The organism is Listeria sp. MAN/IMW/UF464, assembly GCF_058683955.1.
Genome location: NZ_JBZWZP010000004.1, coordinates 137,653 through 155,886, shown reverse-complemented (window position 1 = coordinate 155,886; position 18,234 = coordinate 137,653). Strand labels below are relative to the sequence as shown.

The following is an 18,234-nucleotide window of genomic DNA, read 5'->3' as shown; positions in this document are numbered from 1 at the left end:
TGAAGGTGTAAACAATAAAAATCAGACAATAATGGTAATTTACAAATATTGCAGGATTCTCGGGGCTATTCAGGCGCCTGTCATACATGCTTAATTTTTTAGTAACCAAGTCTAAAGTTTCATGTGGTACGATTGTTCTCGAAAGTAATCAAGGAGGGAATTAATTACATGAAGAAAACAGTAGTAGCCATTGCGGCTGGTTTAATTATTGCAGGATCTGGTTCAACTCAAGCTTTTGCGGCTGAGTATAAAGTTCAAGACGGTGACTCACTTTGGAAAATCTCAAATGAAAATAATATCTCTATAAAACAATTGAAAGAAGATAACAACTTAAGCTCAAACTTAATTTTTCCAAACCAAACGTTACAAGTAAATAGTGGCGAGAAAAAAGCTGCTACTAGTAACGGTACGAAATATACAGTTGTAGCTGGTGACACACTAGGACATATTGCATTAGATAACGGTGTGACAGTTAACCAATTAAAGGAATGGAATAATCTTTCATCTGATTTAATCATAGTTGGTCAAAAATTGTCTGTAGGTGAAAATGCTAAAGCTAGTGAAAGCACTCCTTCTGAAAGCAACAAATCAGAAAGTAATGCTACAGAACAACCAGCACAGCAACCAAAAGAAGAAAAATCAACACAAACAACTCAAAAATCAACAACATCTAATGAATCGTCAAATAACTCCTCATCTAACTCCTCGTCAGCTCAAGGAAATGTTTCAAAAGAGCTAACAGTTACAGCAACTGCTTATAGTAAAGCTGAACCAGGAATGAGCCATATGACAGCAACAGGAATCGATTTAAACGATAATTCACGTGTTATTGCAGTTGATCCATCTGTTATTCCTCTAGGTTCAAAAGTGTATGTTGAAGGATACGGAGAAGCAATTGCAGCCGATACTGGTGGCGCAATTAAAGGTAATAAAATTGATGTACATTTAAACTCAGTACAAGAAGTTAATAACTGGGGTGTAAAACAAGTTAAAGTACAAATTTTAGATTAATCTACTCCATATCGAAAAGCTGCAAATGGCATATGCTATTTGCAGCTTTTTTTGATTAAAAATAGGAAGAGGCTCTTTTTTATGATAAACTTATACATAATAAAGTTTTTTAGGAGATTCAAATGAAAAAGCAGGAAATTTCAATTTTAAATATACCTTTTTATAATACAACCCAAGCTGAATTTATTGAGGAATTACATAATGTTGCTCAAAATGGGGAAAGACGTTTTGTTGTAACTGCTAATCCTGAAATTGTAATGCATGCTCGGACTGATAAAGAGTTTGAGGGGATTTTACGTCAAGCTGATTATATTGTTCCGGATGGTATTGGTATTATCATGGCTTCTGAAAAACTTGGGAATCCGCTAAAAGAACGAGTTACTGGTTATGATACAATGATTGGTTTATTAGAAAAGCCGCTACGTTGTTATTTTTTAGGGGCGAAACCAGAAGTTAGTCAAGGCGTGGAGAGTAAAGTGAACGAAAAATACCCGCAAGCAATTGTTTGTGGTGTTCATCATGGTTATTTTGATGCGCTTGAGAGTGAGGCGATTGCTAAAGAAATAATCGCTGCTGAACCGGATGTTATTTTTGTTGCTCTAGGTTCACCTGCTCAAGAAAAATGGATTTTATCTCAGATGGCTAATTTTTCCAAAGGTATTTTTATTGGTGTTGGTGGGAGCTTTGATGTATTAACTGATAATGTAAAGCGAGCGCCTAAAATTTGGATAAAGCTGAGACTTGAATGGGTATACAGATTGCTAGCGAATCCTTCTAGATGGAGACGTTTTTTTGCAATACCTCAATTTATGCTTGTTATCCGAAAAGAGCGCAAACGTTTGAAAAAGGGTGAGTAGAATGTATTTTCAGAAGGCAAGGTTAATTCATGCTGAACTACCGCTTTTGGCGCCGTTTAAAACTAGTTATGGCGAATTGAAAAGCAAAGATTTTTATATTATTGAATTAATAAATGAAGAAGGAATCCACGGATATGGTGAATTAGAAGCATTTCCGTTACCAGATTACACTGAAGAGACACTTAGTTCTGCTATTCTAATTATTAAGGAGCAGCTACTACCTCTCCTCGCTCAAAGAAAGCTTGGTAAGCCGGAAGAAATACAGGAGTTATTCAGTTGGATTCAAGGTAATGAGATGGCAAAGGCGGCTGTTGAACTCGCTGTTTGGGATGCTTTTGCTAAAATGGAAAAAAGATCATTAGCTAAAATGATTGGGGCTACTAAAGAATCTATCAGAGTTGGAGTCAGTATTGGTTTACAACAGAATGTGGAAACTTTACTTCAATTAGTTAATCAATACGTCGATCAGGGCTATGAACGAGTGAAACTAAAAATCGCACCAAACAAAGATATTCAATTTGTTGAAGCTGTTCGTAAAAATTTTCCAAAACTAAGCTTGATGGCAGATGCGAATTCAGCGTATAATAGAGAAGATTTCTTGTTATTAAAAGAACTAGATCAATATGATTTAGAAATGATTGAGCAGCCATTTGGAACGAAAGATTTTGTGGATCATGCTTGGTTGCAAAAACAATTAAAAACACGAATTTGTTTAGATGAGAATATTAGATCCGTAAAAGACGTAGAGCAAGCGCATAGCCTTGGTAGTTGTCGGGCTATTAATTTGAAGCTGGCACGTGTTGGAGGTATGTCATCTGCCCTTAAAATAGCAGAGTACTGCGCGCTAAATGAAATACTAGTTTGGTGTGGGGGAATGCTTGAAGCTGGTGTCGGCAGAGCTCATAACATTGCACTAGCAGCGAGAGACGAGTTTGTTTTTCCAGGGGATATATCTGCCTCGAATCGTTTCTTTGCGGAGGATATTGTAACACCTGCTTTTGAATTAAATCAAGGTAGACTCAAAGTGCCAACGAACGAAGGCATCGGTGTAACGCTAGATTTAAAAGTATTAAAAAAATACACTAAATCAACAGAAGAAATTTTGCTAAATAAAGGATGGAGCTGAAAAAATATTGCTAATATGGAGTATATTGATTAGCTTTGCTGTTGGTATTATCATGGTGCCAATAATTAGAAAGTTTGCATTCAGAATCAATGCGGTTGACACGCCGCGTGAAAGACATAAACATACAAAAACAACAGCCACACTAGGTGGATTAGCTATTTTTATAAGTTTTTCAGTGGGGATGTTGTTAGTACCAATCGATAAATCAGGGTTTGTTCCAATTTATTTTGGTGCCCTAATTATTATTGTAACAGGGTTTATTGATGATATATTTGATTTATCTCCTAAATGGAAAATGGTAGGGCAGATTTTAGCTGCTCTTTGTGTCACTGTTTGGGGCGAAATAACAATTAATTTTATTAATATTCCTTTCTACGGGGAATTGGACTTTGGATATTTTGCGATACCATTATCTATTGTTTGGATTGTGGCCATAGTCAATGCACTTAATTTGATAGATGGGTTAGATGGGCTTGCTGGTGGGATTTCTATTATTGCTTTAATGACAATTGCAGGTATGGCTCTACTTCTTAAAGATGCATTTGTTGCTCCAGTCGCACTTATTCTTGCCGCATCGGTTGCTGCCTTTTTAATTTACAACTTTCCACCTGCAAGTATTTTTATGGGAGACACCGGAGCTTTATTTTTAGGCTATATGATAGCTGTTTTATCGCTTATGGGCTTTAAGAACGTAACTTTTATTTCTTTGTTAGTGCCACTTATTATTTTAGGTGTTCCTTTATCAGATACATTTTTTGCTATCGTACGGCGGTTGAAAGAGCGCATGCCTATATCGTCTGCGGATCGCTCGCACATCCATCATAGATTAATGGCACTTGGTTTTACAGAAAAACAAACAGTGTTGTTAATTTACTGCATGGCGCTACTATTCTCTATGACTGGTTTTGTATTCTCTTTTTCTACAACTTGGGGAGCATTACTATTACTCTTATTACTAATTTTTTGTATTGAAATTATTGTTGAATTTATCGGTTTAATTGGCGAAGATTACCGACCAATCTTAAATTTACTTCAAAAAATACATCGAAAACGCAAATAAAAAAGCCAACAACTAATTATTAGTTGTTGGCTTTTTGTTAGTTTGATGCAGTGGAACTTTCATCTGAATAAGGTGCTGCGCCAGGGAATGGTTGTTTAATTCCTAACTCACTAGCAAATTCATTCGAGATGCTTTGAACGGATGATTCATTCAGTTTGTAATAATAAATACCGTCCATTGGATTACTATCGCCTTTAAGGTTGAGTGATTTAACATCGATCTTATTAGACATTCCGAATTTTGCAATTGAAAGCATTTGGTTGAAAGTTAAGTTGGTTTTCATGTTATCGCCAACTACTTCAATAATGTCAGAGTATTTGCTAACGGAAGAAACAGAAGTCGCTTCACTAACAATAGATTTAATAATAAGTTGTTGTCGTTTACCACGTTCAATATCACTATCAATATGTCTTGTACGTGCAAGGGCTAGGGCTTGTTCAGCATTAAGATGTTGCGGCCCTTTTTTAAGCGTAATTGCGTTTTGGTTATCTTTTGAATCTTGTTCAGTAAAGTTTACTGGAACGTCTACATCAATACCATCTAATGCATCAATGATTTTGAGGAAAGCATCAAAGTCAAATCGAACATAGTAGTCGATTGGGATTTTGAATTCTTCTTCTACTGTTTTCATGGTAAGTTCTGGACCACCATATGCATGAGCTGCATTGATTTTCGTGTATTTATTAATCTGTTTTGCAGAATCTTCAATGTGTACGTAAGAATCACGGGGAATACTTGTCATTTCTACGCGCGCATCTTTTACATTAAATGTAGCTAGGATAAGTGAGTCGCTACGAGGGTTTCCGTTAGCTGCTCTTGTAGCGCTCGTATCAACACCAATAATTAAAATAGAAAAACTATCTTTTATAGGTTCAACATCATTTGTTCGAAGTGTGGAAGCTTTTCCGTTCCTCACGTTATCGAAAGAGTTGTCTGCTGCGAGTTTCGTCTTGCTAAAAAGGTAAGTGCCGTATCCGACACCTGCAAGTACTAAACACATCACAGGAATTAGAATCCAGAATAAAATTTTTCTTCTACGCTTGTATTTCTTGCTGCTTCTTCGGCTATCATCAGTGCCTTTACTCATATATTAATTCTCCTTATAGTCACTTTTCTAAGTTTTATTGTATCATTTGTTGAACTAAAGAATGTTACGCGTTATTTACGGTTTCTTTAATTTTTCAACTTTGATGTTATTATACAGAATTTCATTGAAAAAAAATACAAAAAAGATGATATCTTTCAAAAATGTAATATTTGCCTACTCGAGTATTAATTGGTAATTACTAATTTCACAAATTTTGCCGGAGTGTAAATCTAGTTCTTGCCCCGTTGAAACGAGCTCAAAACCAAGCTTAGTAAGTAGTTTTATGGAAGCTGTATTTTCCGGGAGCACTTTGGCCGTAATTGTTTTGTATGGGAGGTGAGCTTTAGTTGTATTTAAAAAAGTTGTTAAAATCTCGAACATAAGCCCTTGACGCCAATGACTTTTGGCTAATTCATAACCGATCTCGATTGTTTGGTTGTTTTTGTTAATATCGTTTATGCCCAGTGAGCCGATTGCTTTTAAAGAATTATCCATAGTAAAAATTGTATACCTACAAGCATTTGGTTCATTTTCGATGGCTTGAATCATTTCCTCCGCTTGAAGGATGGTAGAAAATTTTTCGATATTCATAAACTGAGCAACGTCATTGTCAGACCAAATATCAAATAAGGTAGTTGCATCTGCAAAAGAAGTTTTTCTCAAAATAGTTCGTTCCGTAGAAATAGTGGTGGGTAAATGTAAAAATATGTTTGTGGACATTCTAAGTAACATCCTTTTCTCTATATTTTTGTGGGCCTTCTTTATAAGTAACTTGGCCATTTGAAACCTCTGTTATCCAAGTGGAAAAAGTTGAAAGATCCTCATTATCAACAAATACTTGAAGTACGACTTTTTCTGTGAATTCTTTATGAACGATTTGATAATTTTTCTGCTCAAGTGCATTCTCTATTTTTCCTAAAAGTGGATAGGCAAAAGAGCACTCAATAATAGTAGCTAATTTGCATTCGACTATACCGATAGTTTGGATTGCTTCACTGACAGCACCACCATATGCACGGACAAGGCCCCCTGCGCCGAGCTTAGTTCCTCCGAAATAGCGAGTAACAACCACAACAACATTTTTTAAAGCTTTCTTTTTTAAAACTTCTAACATAGGAACCCCTGCTGTTCCACTTGGTTCACCATCGTCATGTGCTTTTTGAAATTGGTCATTTTCTCCTATAATATAGGCAGAGCAATTATGAGTAGCATCACGGTGCTCTTTTTTGATTGTTTGTATGAATGTCTGTGCTTCGGATTCTGTTTTTATTCGCTTAATATGGCAAATAAAGCGAGATTTTTCAATTATTATTTCATGTTTTCCATCGCTACGAATGGTTAAATAATGATCCAACATAAGGAACCTCCATAAGTTGATACATTCAGTCTGCTTTTATTTTATCCGAAAGCAAAGCGATTGTATAGATATTTTTCTAAGTGCAGCGGGTGAAGTGGTGGCAAATTCGTGTTATAATAAAAACTACTATTACTTTAGACTGGTTTTCGATTGCATTTTATAGGCATATAGAAGTAATTTTCTAAAACTTTGCTGTATAATTGAGCTACAGTTTGTAATGAAAATAGGTTAGTTTGAGTAAATAGTACTTAAAAGAGAAAAGTTTATTTGCCAATTTTATGGCAGGGATTATAAGGTTAAGCGTTTTGCTACTTAAAAAGGATGATGTTTTCGATTGCAAAGTGGCTTGGTGAAATTAGATAAGTGAAGGAGGAGTAGTCATTATGGCACTCAAAATCATGATTGTAGATGATCATCAGTTGTTTCGCGAAGGTATCAAGCGAATTTTAGAGTTGGAAGATTCTTTTGAAGTCGTAGCGGAAGCTGAAAATGGTAAGAATATCGTAGCAAAAGTTCGCGAATATAAACCAGACATCGTTTTAATGGATATTAATATGCCAACTGTTAATGGGTTAGACGCAACAGAAATGTTAGTACGTCAATTCCCTAGTATCAAAGTTATCGTATTGACTATTCACGATACAGATGAGTATGTAACAGAGGCACTTAGAGCAGGAGCAGTAGGTTATTTATTAAAAGAAATGGATGCACATGAACTTGTAGAAGCTGTTAAAATAGTAGATAATGGGGGCGCGTATATTCATCCGCGTGTAGCGATTAAATTAATTCGCGAATATCGACATTTAGCAAGCACGAATACTTCGCAAGGGGTTTATGGTTACCAGCAACCCGAAGTAAAAATGCCTTTGCATATTTTAACGCATAGAGAGTGTGAAGTATTACAGCTTCTTACCGATGGAAAAAGTAACCGCGGAATTGGGGAAACGCTTTTCATTAGTGAAAAAACAGTGAAAAATCATGTCAGCAGTATTTTACAAAAAATGAAAGTGAATGATAGAACTCAAGCGGTGGTAACGGCAATTAAGCACGGCTGGGTTTATATTCGCTAAAGAAATTTCAGGGGGACTATATGAACGAAAAAATAGCAGTGGTTACTGACAGCACCACTTATTTGCCAGATGAAGTGAAAGAGCAGCTACGAATTAATGTCGTACCACTTTCCGTAATAATTGATGGAAAATCTTATCGTGAAGGAGAAGAACTTTCTACGGCTGATTTTTACAAAAAAGTAAAAGAAGCAGAAAATTTTCCAACTTCTTCGCAACCTGCCCCTGGTGAATTTATTCAATTGTTTGAGAAACTAAAAGAACAAGGTTTTGATACAGTAATTAGTATTCATCTATCCAGTGGCATCAGCGGGACTTTCCAAAACGCAGCTTCTGCAGGTGAACTAATTGATGGTTTGAATGTAGTTGCTTATGATTCAGAGCTTTCATGTATGGCGCAAGGGATGTTTGCTGTTAAAGCGGCTGAAATGGCTTTAGCAAATGAACCTTTAGAACGAATTATTTCCGAATTAGATAAGATTAAAAAGGCGCAAGATGCATATTTTATGGTAGATGATTTAAATAACCTGCAACGCGGTGGTCGCTTAAACGGGGCACAAGCGCTTGTCGGTAGTTTGCTTCAAATTAAACCAATCCTTCATTTTAATGATAAGCAAATTGTTCTTTTTGAAAAAGTTAGAACTCAAAAAAAGGCATTAAAACGGATTGAAGATATTCTTGAAGTAGCTATCAAAAATAAAAATGCAGAAAAAGCCTACGTTATCCATGGAAATGATCCAGAAAAAGGAGAAACATGGCGCAAACATTTAGAATCCAAGTTTCCAGAAGTGGAGTTCGAGTTGAGCTATTTTGGCCCAGTTATCGGCACACATTTAGGTGAAGGCGCACTGGGATTAACCTGGTCAATAAAATAATCGAATCTCTAGCTTTTTAGCTAGAGATTTTTTTATTTAGGCTAAAGTTGTATTTTCACCAATTTCACCTATTGAAAATGGTTGTTTTTCTTTAGCGAAAATAGTATTTTATGGTCAAATTGAGGCTGGAAAATAAGAAATTAACTTCTGCAAAGAAATCTAAAAAAGTGTATAACTTAGGAGAGGTGAAAAGTGATGGATATTTTTCCTGGAAGGTTATATCTAAAGAAGGAAGTCGAAACAGTTGAGGGACTACTGGAAATTCTTGCTATTTCAGCTAATCGTTGTTTTCGTTGTGGAAATACAAATCCATTTTTATTCGGCAAAATGACTTGTGCCTCTTGTGGGAGAGAGGATTGTTTATACTGCAGAAACTGTATTGTTATGGGGCGGGTGAACAGCTGTCAGAAGTTATACTATCAAAAAGCAGACATTCTGCCGGAAAGAATAGAATCTTGTTTGAGCTGGGAAGGAACTTTATCACCAGGACAAAAAAAGGCTTCAAGTGCAGTTGTTTCAAGTATTAAGCAGAGAGTTGATATGCTTTTATGGGCAGTCGCTGGGTCTGGTAAAACAGAAATGATGTTTGAAGGAATGGATTTAGCATTAAAGCAAGGTTTTAGAATTTGTATAGCTTCTCCTAGGGTTGATGTATGTTTAGAATTATATCCGCGTTTGCAAGCTGTTTTCAAAGAGGTAGATATAGTTTGTTTGTATGGAGATTCCAAAGACAAATATCAAGGTGAGCAATTTGTGGTTGCCACAACACATCAATTAATCCGTTTTTATGATACATTTCAAGTTATTTTTATAGATGAAGTAGATGCTTTTCCATATGCAAAAGATCCTTTTTTAGAATACGCAGTTAGAAAGGCTAGAACTAAAGTAGGTTCAACAATTATAATCACAGCAACTCCAGAGAAAAAGTGGCAACAAGAATGCGCGACCGGTAAACGGAACTTTGTAAAAATCCCTGCCCGTTACCATAGAAAGCAGCTACCTGTTCCTAGAACTTGCTGGATTGGTCCGTGGAAGAAAAATTTAGCTCAAGGAAAAATAACCCTTAAGTTGATTAATTGGATAAAAAAAGCAGAACTTAAAAATCAACCAGTATTAATCTTCTTTCCAGAAATTGAAGCAATGAATCAATTTGCTGAAGCGCTCGTAAATTATGATTTTACTCGCCCAGTGACCGTTCATTCGGCAGATCAGTTACGCAAAGAAAAAGTTGAGTGGCTACGTGAAGGCAAAATCAAGCTACTACTTACGACAACTATATTAGAAAGAGGGGTCACTTTTAAAGATGTTCAAGTAGCTGTTTTTGGAAGTGAGGGGAGGATTTTTACAGAAGCTGCATTAGTGCAAATAGCTGGGCGTGCGGGAAGGAAATTAACTCATCCAACTGGAGATGTTTGTTTTTTTCATTATGGAAAGACTACAGAAATGAATCGGGCTATTACGCATATTAAAAAAATGAATCAATTAGGTTTTAAAGAAGGATTATTAGATGATTAACTGTTTACTTTGTTTACAACCTGTTAAACAATCAGCTAGTTGGGAACTTAGTTGGTTTCTTAGTGAGGAAGTTTTATGTTGTTCCGATTGTGTAGCGGGCTTTGAAAAATTAACTGGACCGCTTTGTAATATGTGTAGCAGGGAATCATCTGATGAATTTTGTAAAGATTGTCAAGGTAGAGAGTTTTTTCTAGATAGTAATCGATCTTTGTACCAATATAATGATTTTGCCAAAGAATATATGAAAAAATTTAAGTTTCAAGGTGATTATATCATCGGAGCTATTTTTCAAAAGGAACTAAAAAAATACTTCGCCGCGAACAAAACGACTATTGTCCCAATCCCGGTAAGTGAAGTCCGCAAATTAGAGCGAGGATTTAATCAAACAACAGCAATATTGAACCAATCTAATCTTCACTATGAGGAACTTTTAGCAAAAAAACACTCTGAAAAACAATCTAAGAAAACAAAGCGAGAACGATTAGAAACAGAGCAAGTATTTTATGTAGATGAAGAGATTGGAAGCAGTGAAAAGGAAATAATTTTATTTGATGATATATACACTACAGGTAGTACTCTTAACTTAGCGGCGCAAGCGTTAAAAGAATCAGGGGTGAAAAAGGTAAGCTCCTTAACCATATTTAGATAGTTGAGATTTATCGCTGAAAGAGGTTTGCGAAAGGCTTTTTAGGGAATAAAATACTAAATAAAGATAAGTAGATAAACGCTTCTTTACTCTTTGTGCAAATGTTTGCAAAAGCTATCGTTTTCACGTAGACTAAGGGTAAGAAGAATACTCTTCTTTATCGTTATTTTGTTTTATTTCAAAGGAGGAATTGCTATGCTTAAGTACAACATTCGTGGTGAAAATATTGAAGTAACGGAACCGATTCGAGATTACGTAGAAAAGAAAATCGATAAACTAGAACGATATTTTACAGAAACTCCAGACGCTAACGTTCATGTTAATTTAAAAGTATATTCCGATAAAAATGCGAAGGTTGAAGTGACCATTCCTCTCCCAAATCTTGTGCTACGTGCAGAAGAAACTAGTGGAGATTTATATGCTAGCATCGACTTGATTGTGGATAAATTAGAGCGTCAAATCCGTAAACATAAAACAAAAGTAAATCGTAAATTCCGTGATAAAGGTGCAGAAAGAGATTATTTTGCATATTCGGATGTTAACGGCAGCACACCACCAGAAGAAAATGAAGGAGATTTTGATCTTGAAATTGTAAGAACAAAACAATTTTCTTTAAAACCTATGGACAGTGAAGAAGCTGTTTTACAAATGAACTTGCTAGGACATAGTTTCTACGTATATACTGATGCTGAAACGAATGGAACTAACATTGTGTATTCACGTAAAGACGGTAAATATGGATTAATTGAAACTAATTAATAGTACAAAGATAATGAGCATGGGGGCCAAAATTTTGGCTCCCATTTTTATTAGGAATGAAGAATCTATGACGTTTTTGCATTTTTATTTGTTAAAAAGAGATAACCAGTTGTATATTTTATCTAATAAGTGATAGAATTAGTGTGTATATTTTAAGAGAAGATAATTCCTGAAAGTTATCATAGATGAAACTGCGCGACGACAGCGAAAACAGTAGAGGAGAATTTAAATGGCTGGACTATTGAAAAAGATTTTTGAATCAGGAAAAAAAGATGTTAAATATTTGGAGAGAAAAGCAGATGAAATTATCGCTTTAGCAGACGAAACTGCAGCTCTTTCAGATGAAGCTCTACGCGAGAAAACAGTAGAGTTTAAAGAACGAGTTCAAAAAGGTGAAACGCTAGACGATTTATTGGTAGAAGCTTTTGCTGTTGCCAGAGAAGGTGCTAAGCGTGCTCTAGGACTGTATCCATTTAAAGTTCAATTAATGGGTGGTATCGTTCTTCACGAAGGTAATATTGCAGAAATGAAAACTGGTGAAGGTAAAACATTAACAGCGACGTTACCAGTTTATTTAAATGCGCTTTCTGGTGAAGGTGTACATGTAGTTACGGTCAATGAATATTTGGCTCACCGTGACGCAGAAGAAATGGGTGTTTTATATAATTTCCTAGGTCTTTCTGTAGGGCTTAACTTAAATGCTTTATCTAGCACAGAAAAACGAGAAGCTTATGCATGTGATATTACGTATAGTACAAATAATGAATTAGGATTTGACTACTTACGTGACAACATGGTGGTTTACAAAGAAGAAATGGTACAACGTCCATTAGCGTTTGCCGTTATTGATGAAGTCGATTCTATTTTGGTCGATGAAGCTAGAACACCTTTAATCATTTCTGGTGAAGCTGAAAAATCCACTATCTTATACGTTCGTGCTAATACATTCGTACGAACTTTGACAGAAGAGGAAGATTATACAGTTGATATTAAAACTAAATCTGTCCAATTAACCGAAGATGGTATGACAAAAGGGGAAAACTACTTTGATGTAGAAAACCTTTTTGATTTAGAAAATACGGTGATTTTACATCATATTGCTCAAGCGCTTAAAGCAAACTACACGATGAGTTTAGATGTAGATTACGTAGTTCAAGATGATGAAGTTCTCATTGTTGACCAATTTACAGGTCGTATTATGAAAGGACGTCGTTTCAGTGAGGGCTTACACCAAGCACTGGAAGCCAAAGAAGGCGTTACTATTCAAAACGAATCTAAAACAATGGCAACTATTACATTCCAAAACTATTTCCGTATGTACAAAAAACTTGCTGGTATGACCGGTACTGCGAAAACGGAAGAAGAAGAATTCCGCGATATTTATAATATGCGTGTTATTGAAATTCCAACAAACAAAGTAATTATTCGTGATGATCGTCCAGATTTAATTTTTACAACGATTGAAGCGAAATTTAATGCAGTAGTAGAAGATATTGCTGACCGTCATGCAAAGGGACAACCTGTTCTTGTTGGTACTGTTGCGATTGAAACATCAGAGCTTATTTCGAGCAAATTAAAACGCAAAGGAATTAAGCACGATGTCTTAAATGCCAAACAACATGAACGTGAAGCGGATATTATTAAAAACGCTGGTGAACGCGGTGCAGTAACAATCGCAACCAATATGGCTGGTCGTGGTACGGATATTAAACTTGGTGAAGGTACTATTGATGCTGGTGGTCTAGCTGTAATTGGTACAGAGCGCCATGAATCACGTCGTATTGATAACCAATTACGTGGTCGTTCTGGTCGTCAAGGGGATCCAGGTGTAACACAATTCTATCTTTCTATGGAAGATGAACTGATGCGCCGTTTTGGCTCTGATAACATGAAGAGCATGATGGAACGTTTTGGTATGGCTGAAGATGCAATCCAAAGTAAAATGGTGAGTCGTGCGGTTGAATCAGCCCAAAGACGTGTGGAAGGAAATAACTTTGATTCACGGAAACAAGTTTTACAATATGATGATGTACTTCGCCAACAACGGGAAGTTATTTATAAACAACGCTATGAAGTAATTAATGCAGAAAACAGTCTTCGCGAAATCATTGAACAAATGATTCAGCGTACAGTGAATTTCATTGTTTCTAGTAATGCATCAAGCCATGAACCAGAAGAAGCATGGAATTTACAAGGTATTATCGATTATGTCGATGCTAACTTACTTCCAGAAGGTACAATTACGCTAGAAGATTTACAAAACAGAACAAGTGAAGATATTCAAAACCTTATTTTGGACAAGATAAAAGCGGCATATGATGAAAAAGAAACATTGTTGCCTCCTGAAGAATTTAATGAGTTTGAAAAAGTAGTATTGCTTCGTGTTGTTGATACGAAATGGGTTGATCATATTGATGCAATGGATCATTTACGTGATGGTATTCATCTACGTGCTTATGGTCAAATTGATCCGCTTCGTGAGTATCAATCAGAAGGTTTCGAGATGTTTGAAGCAATGGTATCATCCATTGATGAAGACGTGGCTCGTTATATCATGAAAGCAGAAATTCGCCAAAACCTTGAGCGCGAACAAGTAGCTAAAGGTGAAGCAATCAATCCTGCTGAAGGAAAACCAGAAGCGAAACGCCAACCCGTTCGTAAAGACCAACATATTGGACGTAATGATCCTTGTCCTTGTGGTAGCGGCAAAAAATATAAAAATTGTCATGGTAAAGAAGCATAGATTGAAACAACTAAAAAAGCGCCTGCAAGACGGCGCTTTTTGCTATGAAAGTTTGTAAGTAAATTCAAAAAAGGTGGAATTAAGAATGGAATTAGCAGAAATTCGTAATGAACTAGAAAAAACAGCACAGCAAATCAAAGACTTTAGGGGGTCTCTTTGACTTAGACAGCATGGAAGTTCGAATCGCTGAGTTAGAAGACCAGATGTTGGATCCGAATTTTTGGAACGACCAACAAGCGGCTCAAAAAGTAATTAATGAGTCAAATGGATACAAAGAAACATATCAAGCTTTTCATGCGCTTGAAGAAGAACAAGAAAGCATGGAAATCAGTTTAGAACTACTAAAAGAAGAAGCGGATGAAGATTTACAAGCAGAATTAGAAAAAGATATTAAAGCATATATGGCGACGATAAGTGAATTTGAACTCAAGTTAATGTTAAGTGATCCATATGATAAAAATAATGCTATTTTAGAATTGCATCCAGGTGCTGGTGGAACAGAATCACAAGACTGGGGCTCAATGTTATTACGCATGTATCAACGTTGGTCTGAGAAAAAAGGTTTTAAAGTCGAAATGCTCGATTATCAAGCGGGTGATGAAGCGGGTATTAAAAGCGTTACATTACTCATCAAAGGGCACAATGCATACGGCTATTTGAAAGCAGAAAAAGGTGTGCATCGTTTAGTTCGTATCTCGCCATTCGATTCATCAGGTAGACGTCATACATCTTTTGTTTCAGTGGATGTTATGCCAGAATTAGATGACGATATTGAAATTGAAGTACGTACAGAAGATCTGAAAATTGATACGTATCGTGCAACTGGTGCTGGTGGACAGCATATTAATACAACCGATTCAGCAGTTCGGATGACACATATTCCATCCGGGATTGTAGTAACGTGCCAATCAGAACGTTCGCAGCTTAAAAACCGTGAACAAGCAATGAAAATGTTGAAAACAAAACTATATCAAAAAGAACAAGAAGAAAAAGAACGCGAGCTAGCAGAAATTCGTGGTGAGCAAAAAGAAATTGGTTGGGGAAGCCAAATTCGTTCGTATGTTTTCCACCCTTACTCCATGGTGAAAGACCATCGTACAAATTACGAAACCGGTAATATTCAAGCGGTAATGGATGGAGATTTAGACGACTTTATCAATGCATATTTGCGTTCTAGGATTGGATAAGAACGATGACAAATAAAAGGAAAAAGCAACCTTTATCCCCAATGGTTTCTAAATTAATTGAGTATTTATATGTTATTATTGGTGCTGCTTTAATTGCACTAGCCTTCAATGTTTTACTCTTGCCTAATCATGTTGCTTCTGGCGGTGTGAGTGGGATAAGTACGATTATTAACTATTTAACTGGTTGGAATCCAGCATTTATCCAGTGGGCTTTTAATATCCCTTTATTTCTTGCTGGATTATTCTTCTTAGGGTATCAATTTGGTTTGAAAACTTTTGTTGGTACAATGCTTTTACCTTTCTTTGTGTATTTAACACAAGGATTAGCACCATGGACGCATGAACCGCTAGTCGCTGCATTATTTGGGGGCGTGCTAGTAGGAATGGGACTTGGAATTGTTTTTCGTGGCAAGGCCTCAACTGGTGGTACAGATGTGGCTGCCCAAATTTTGCATAAATATTCTCATTTAACATTGGGGATATGTGTAGCTTTAATTGATGGCTTTGTAGTTATCTCGGCAATGTTTGTTTTTGATATTGAATCTGGACTTTATGCACTTATTGGTCTTTTTGCAACTAGTAAAACAATTGATTTAGTGCAAGTTGGGCTTAATCAATCCAAAACAGTGTTTATTATTTCAGAGAATCAAGAAGCTATCAGACAAGCAATCCTCTTTAAAATTGATCGTGGTATTACTCGCCTTTCAGCAAAGGGTGGCTATACTGAAGATGACAAGCAAATCTTACTTTGTGTTATTGCTCAAAGTGAGTTTTCTAGACTAAAAGAAGTAATAAAAGAAATTGACCCAGAAGCTTTTGTCGTTGTAATGAGCGCAAGTGAAGTAATGGGGGAAGGTTTCACGTCATAAAAGGCAACATTTTCTCCTCTTTTTAGGGGAGAAATGTTGCCTTTTTCAAGTTTTTTACCTCCCTATTTAACAATTTGATGACAGGAACCTTTAGCGTAATAGTAGACTTGAAGCAGTTTTGTTCTAATTGGTCTATTCCGGTAGCGATAACTGTAATGTTTTTTAATCTACCTGTAATGTTATTTAGGGTAAAAACAAGTTACAATGTTAGCAGTAGAAAAGACCAACACAGGTGCTTTTTTATTTTGTCTAAGAAAATAAGAACCACGGATAACTTTTCAAAAGAATTTAAAATCAAAAATTGTGTTTCCTATTACAATAATCGAGATATTGTCATACCCTGAAATATAATTGTAATGCAATTAACCTATAGATGAAAAACTGTCATGGTATAATTAAGCTTATGTTGTGAGTTTAAATTCGAGCCAACAAACAGTTCATCTTCATGGTTACCATGCATTACCTAAAATGTAACTCAGTAGAAAGGCATAGTAAGGTGATAAAATGATATTAATGGAAGATGTTTATAAGAAATACCCCAATGGCATAACTGCCGCTAATGGACTCAATATTAACATTGGTGAAGGGGAATTTGTTTATGTAGTAGGCCCGAGTGGTGCTGGTAAATCAACCTTTATTAAAATGATTTACAGAGAAGAACGAGCGACGAAAGGCAAAATCATCGTAGACAAATTTGATTTGATTAATATGAAAAATCGTGAAATCCCATATTTACGTAGAAACGTAGGCGTGGTATTCCAAGATTACAAATTACTTCAAAGCAAAACTGTTTATGAAAACATTGCTTATGCGATGGAAGTGGTTGAAACTGAGCCAACCGTAATTAAAGAACGTGTTATGGAAGTGCTAGATTTAGTCAACCTCAAGCATAAAGTAAGAATGTTGCCGGATGAACTTTCCGGTGGTGAGCAGCAGCGGATATCCATTGCCCGCTCGATTGCCAATATGCCTAAAGTATTAATAGCAGATGAGCCGACCGGTAACCTAGATCCTGATACTTCATGGGAAATCATGAATATCCTTGAAGAAATAAGCAATCGCGGAACAACCATTGTAATGGCAACCCACAACAAAGAAATTGTTAACACATTGAAACACCGGGTAGTAGCTATCGAGAATGGAAGAATTGTTCGAGATGAGCAGCAAGGAGAATATGGCTATGAAATTTAGGACTGTAGGAAGACATATAAGAGAAAGTTTTAAGAGCCTTTACCGGAATGGTTGGATGACCTTTGCAGCAGCAAGTGCAGTAACAGTAACACTTATCTTAGTCAGCGTGTTTTTTGCAATATTGATCAACATGAACAAGCTTGCAACAGATGTAGAAAACAATGTACAAATTAACGTACATATTTCTCTAAGCGCAGACAAGAAACAGCAGCAAGAACTTGAGAAAAACATTGAGAAGATTAATGGAGTTGATAGTGTCAGTTTTTCTTCCAAGGATGATGAGTTGAAGAAATTAGTTGGCGCGTACGGCAAAAACTTCGAATTGTTTAAACAAGATAATCCACTATACGATGTGTTCGTTGTAGAGGCTAAAGAGCCAACACAAACGAAGGCGATTGCTCAAAAAGTAGAAAAATTACAGTACGTAGATAATGTAGAATATGGTGAGAAAACAGTCGACAAATTGTTTGATACCTTAAAATGGGGACGATATGCTGGTATTATCCTAAGCATTGGATTATTACTAACAGCGATGTTCTTAATATCAAACACAATTAAGATTGCGATTTTCTCCCGTCGTAGAGAAATAGAAATTATGAAATTAGTAGGAGCGACCAACTGGTTCATACGCTGGCCTTTCGTTTTAGAAGGTGCATGGCTTGGGTTAATTGGTTCGATTGTCCCGGTTGTATTAACATTTATAGGCTATGTTAATATTTACAACTTGGTAAATCCGAAGTTGGTGACAAGTTCACTATCACTTCTGCCTCCAACACCGTTCGCCTATCAAATCAGTGCTTTGATTATTGCAATCGGAGTTCTAATAGGAATTTGGGGTAGTGTTATCTCTATCCGTAGATTCTTGAAAGTCTAACGAAGAAATT

Annotated in this window: 17 protein-coding genes; 14 read left to right on the top strand and 3 right to left on the bottom strand. The window is 36.1% G+C overall.

The genetic code is table 11. The features are described from left to right. Nucleotides 1–168 precede the first annotated feature (168 nt). The 4 genes from AC4PG0_RS13325 (at nt 169) to AC4PG0_RS13310 (ending at nt 4,054) form a co-directional block, all read left to right on the top strand. The gene (locus AC4PG0_RS13325) at nt 169–1,011 is read left to right on the top strand and encodes a 3D domain-containing protein (RefSeq protein WP_492167775.1); all 843 of its coding nucleotides are present in this window, start codon (nt 169–171) and stop codon (nt 1,009–1,011) included. Between the two features lie 122 nt (nt 1,012–1,133). Then, on the top strand, nt 1,134–1,868 hold the full coding sequence (locus AC4PG0_RS13320) for a WecB/TagA/CpsF family glycosyltransferase (RefSeq protein ID WP_003772308.1): 735 nt from the start codon (nt 1,134–1,136) through the stop codon (nt 1,866–1,868). A 1-nt stretch (nt 1,869) separates the two neighbouring features. Continuing rightward, nucleotides 1,870–2,994 (top strand): o-succinylbenzoate synthase, encoded by a 1,125-nt coding sequence (menC, locus tag AC4PG0_RS13315; RefSeq protein ID WP_492167774.1) that lies wholly within the window; start codon nt 1,870–1,872, stop codon nt 2,992–2,994. Between the two features lie 7 nt (nt 2,995–3,001). Beyond that, on the top strand, nt 3,002–4,054 hold the full coding sequence (locus AC4PG0_RS13310; RefSeq protein WP_033533648.1) for a glycosyltransferase family 4 protein: 1,053 nt from the start codon (nt 3,002–3,004) through the stop codon (nt 4,052–4,054). Between the two features lie 37 nt (nt 4,055–4,091). Here the strand turns inward: AC4PG0_RS13310 and AC4PG0_RS13305 are convergent, their stop codons facing one another. From AC4PG0_RS13305 to AC4PG0_RS13295, 3 genes are all read right to left on the bottom strand, one after another. Continuing rightward, nucleotides 4,092–5,141: an LCP family protein gene (locus tag AC4PG0_RS13305; RefSeq protein ID WP_003772314.1), complete on the bottom strand. Its 1,050-nt coding sequence runs from the start codon at nt 5,139–5,141 to the stop codon at nt 4,092–4,094. Between the two features lie 174 nt (nt 5,142–5,315). After that, nucleotides 5,316–5,861, bottom strand: coding sequence for a GNAT family N-acetyltransferase (locus tag AC4PG0_RS13300; RefSeq protein WP_033533647.1), 546 nt, complete (start codon nt 5,859–5,861; stop codon nt 5,316–5,318). A 1-nt stretch (nt 5,862) separates the two neighbouring features. Next, nucleotides 5,863–6,498: a YigZ family protein gene (locus AC4PG0_RS13295; RefSeq protein WP_003772318.1), complete on the bottom strand. Its 636-nt coding sequence runs from the start codon at nt 6,496–6,498 to the stop codon at nt 5,863–5,865. 383 nt (nt 6,499–6,881) lie between these two features. Here AC4PG0_RS13295 and degU point away from each other — a divergent pair, with 383 nt between their 5' ends. From degU to ftsX, 10 genes are all read left to right on the top strand, one after another. Continuing rightward, entirely contained in the window at nt 6,882–7,568 is a 687-nt protein-coding gene (gene degU / locus AC4PG0_RS13290) for a two-component system response regulator DegU (protein ID WP_003722647.1), read from the top strand. A 20-nt stretch (nt 7,569–7,588) separates the two neighbouring features. Beyond that, a complete protein-coding gene (locus tag AC4PG0_RS13285) occupies nt 7,589–8,440 on the top strand; it encodes a DegV family protein (protein ID WP_003763963.1) in 852 nt (283 codons plus the stop codon). Between the two features lie 195 nt (nt 8,441–8,635). Further along, nucleotides 8,636–9,955 carry an ATP-dependent helicase ComFA gene (locus AC4PG0_RS13280; RefSeq protein WP_492167785.1) on the top strand — a complete coding sequence of 440 codons (1,320 nt, stop codon included), beginning with the start codon at nt 8,636–8,638 and terminating at the stop codon, nt 9,953–9,955. After that, nucleotides 9,948–10,604: a ComF family protein gene (locus tag AC4PG0_RS13275; RefSeq protein ID WP_045552588.1), complete on the top strand. Its 657-nt coding sequence runs from the start codon at nt 9,948–9,950 to the stop codon at nt 10,602–10,604. The genes AC4PG0_RS13280 and AC4PG0_RS13275 overlap by 8 nt, the downstream gene beginning before the upstream one ends. 192 nt (nt 10,605–10,796) lie before the next feature. Next, a complete protein-coding gene (gene hpf, locus AC4PG0_RS13270) occupies nt 10,797–11,360 on the top strand; it encodes a ribosome hibernation-promoting factor, HPF/YfiA family (RefSeq protein ID WP_003722643.1) in 564 nt (187 codons plus the stop codon). Nucleotides 11,361–11,589: 229 nt separating this feature from the next. After that, the gene (gene secA, locus AC4PG0_RS13265) at nt 11,590–14,103 is read left to right on the top strand and encodes a preprotein translocase subunit SecA (RefSeq protein ID WP_003772328.1); all 2,514 of its coding nucleotides are present in this window, start codon (nt 11,590–11,592) and stop codon (nt 14,101–14,103) included. Between the two features lie 85 nt (nt 14,104–14,188). Then, nucleotides 14,189–15,290, top strand: a protein-coding gene (prfB, locus tag AC4PG0_RS13260) for a peptide chain release factor 2 (RefSeq protein WP_115848561.1) whose coding sequence is annotated in 2 segments (ribosomal slippage) — nt 14,189–14,260 and nt 14,262–15,290 — 1,101 coding nt in all. Because the reading frame shifts where the segments join, the coding sequence is not laid out codon by codon here. A gap of 5 nt (nt 15,291–15,295) precedes the next feature. Continuing rightward, nucleotides 15,296–16,159 (top strand): YitT family protein, encoded by an 864-nt coding sequence (locus AC4PG0_RS13255; protein WP_003772332.1) that lies wholly within the window; start codon nt 15,296–15,298, stop codon nt 16,157–16,159. Nucleotides 16,160–16,663: 504 nt separating this feature from the next. Next, nucleotides 16,664–17,350 (top strand): cell division ATP-binding protein FtsE, encoded by a 687-nt coding sequence (ftsE, locus tag AC4PG0_RS13250; protein WP_003772335.1) that lies wholly within the window; start codon nt 16,664–16,666, stop codon nt 17,348–17,350. Next, on the top strand, nt 17,340–18,224 hold the full coding sequence (gene ftsX, locus AC4PG0_RS13245; RefSeq protein WP_010991316.1) for a permease-like cell division protein FtsX: 885 nt from the start codon (nt 17,340–17,342) through the stop codon (nt 18,222–18,224). The genes ftsE and ftsX overlap by 11 nt, the downstream gene beginning before the upstream one ends. The last annotated feature ends 10 nt before the right edge of the window (nt 18,225–18,234 follow it).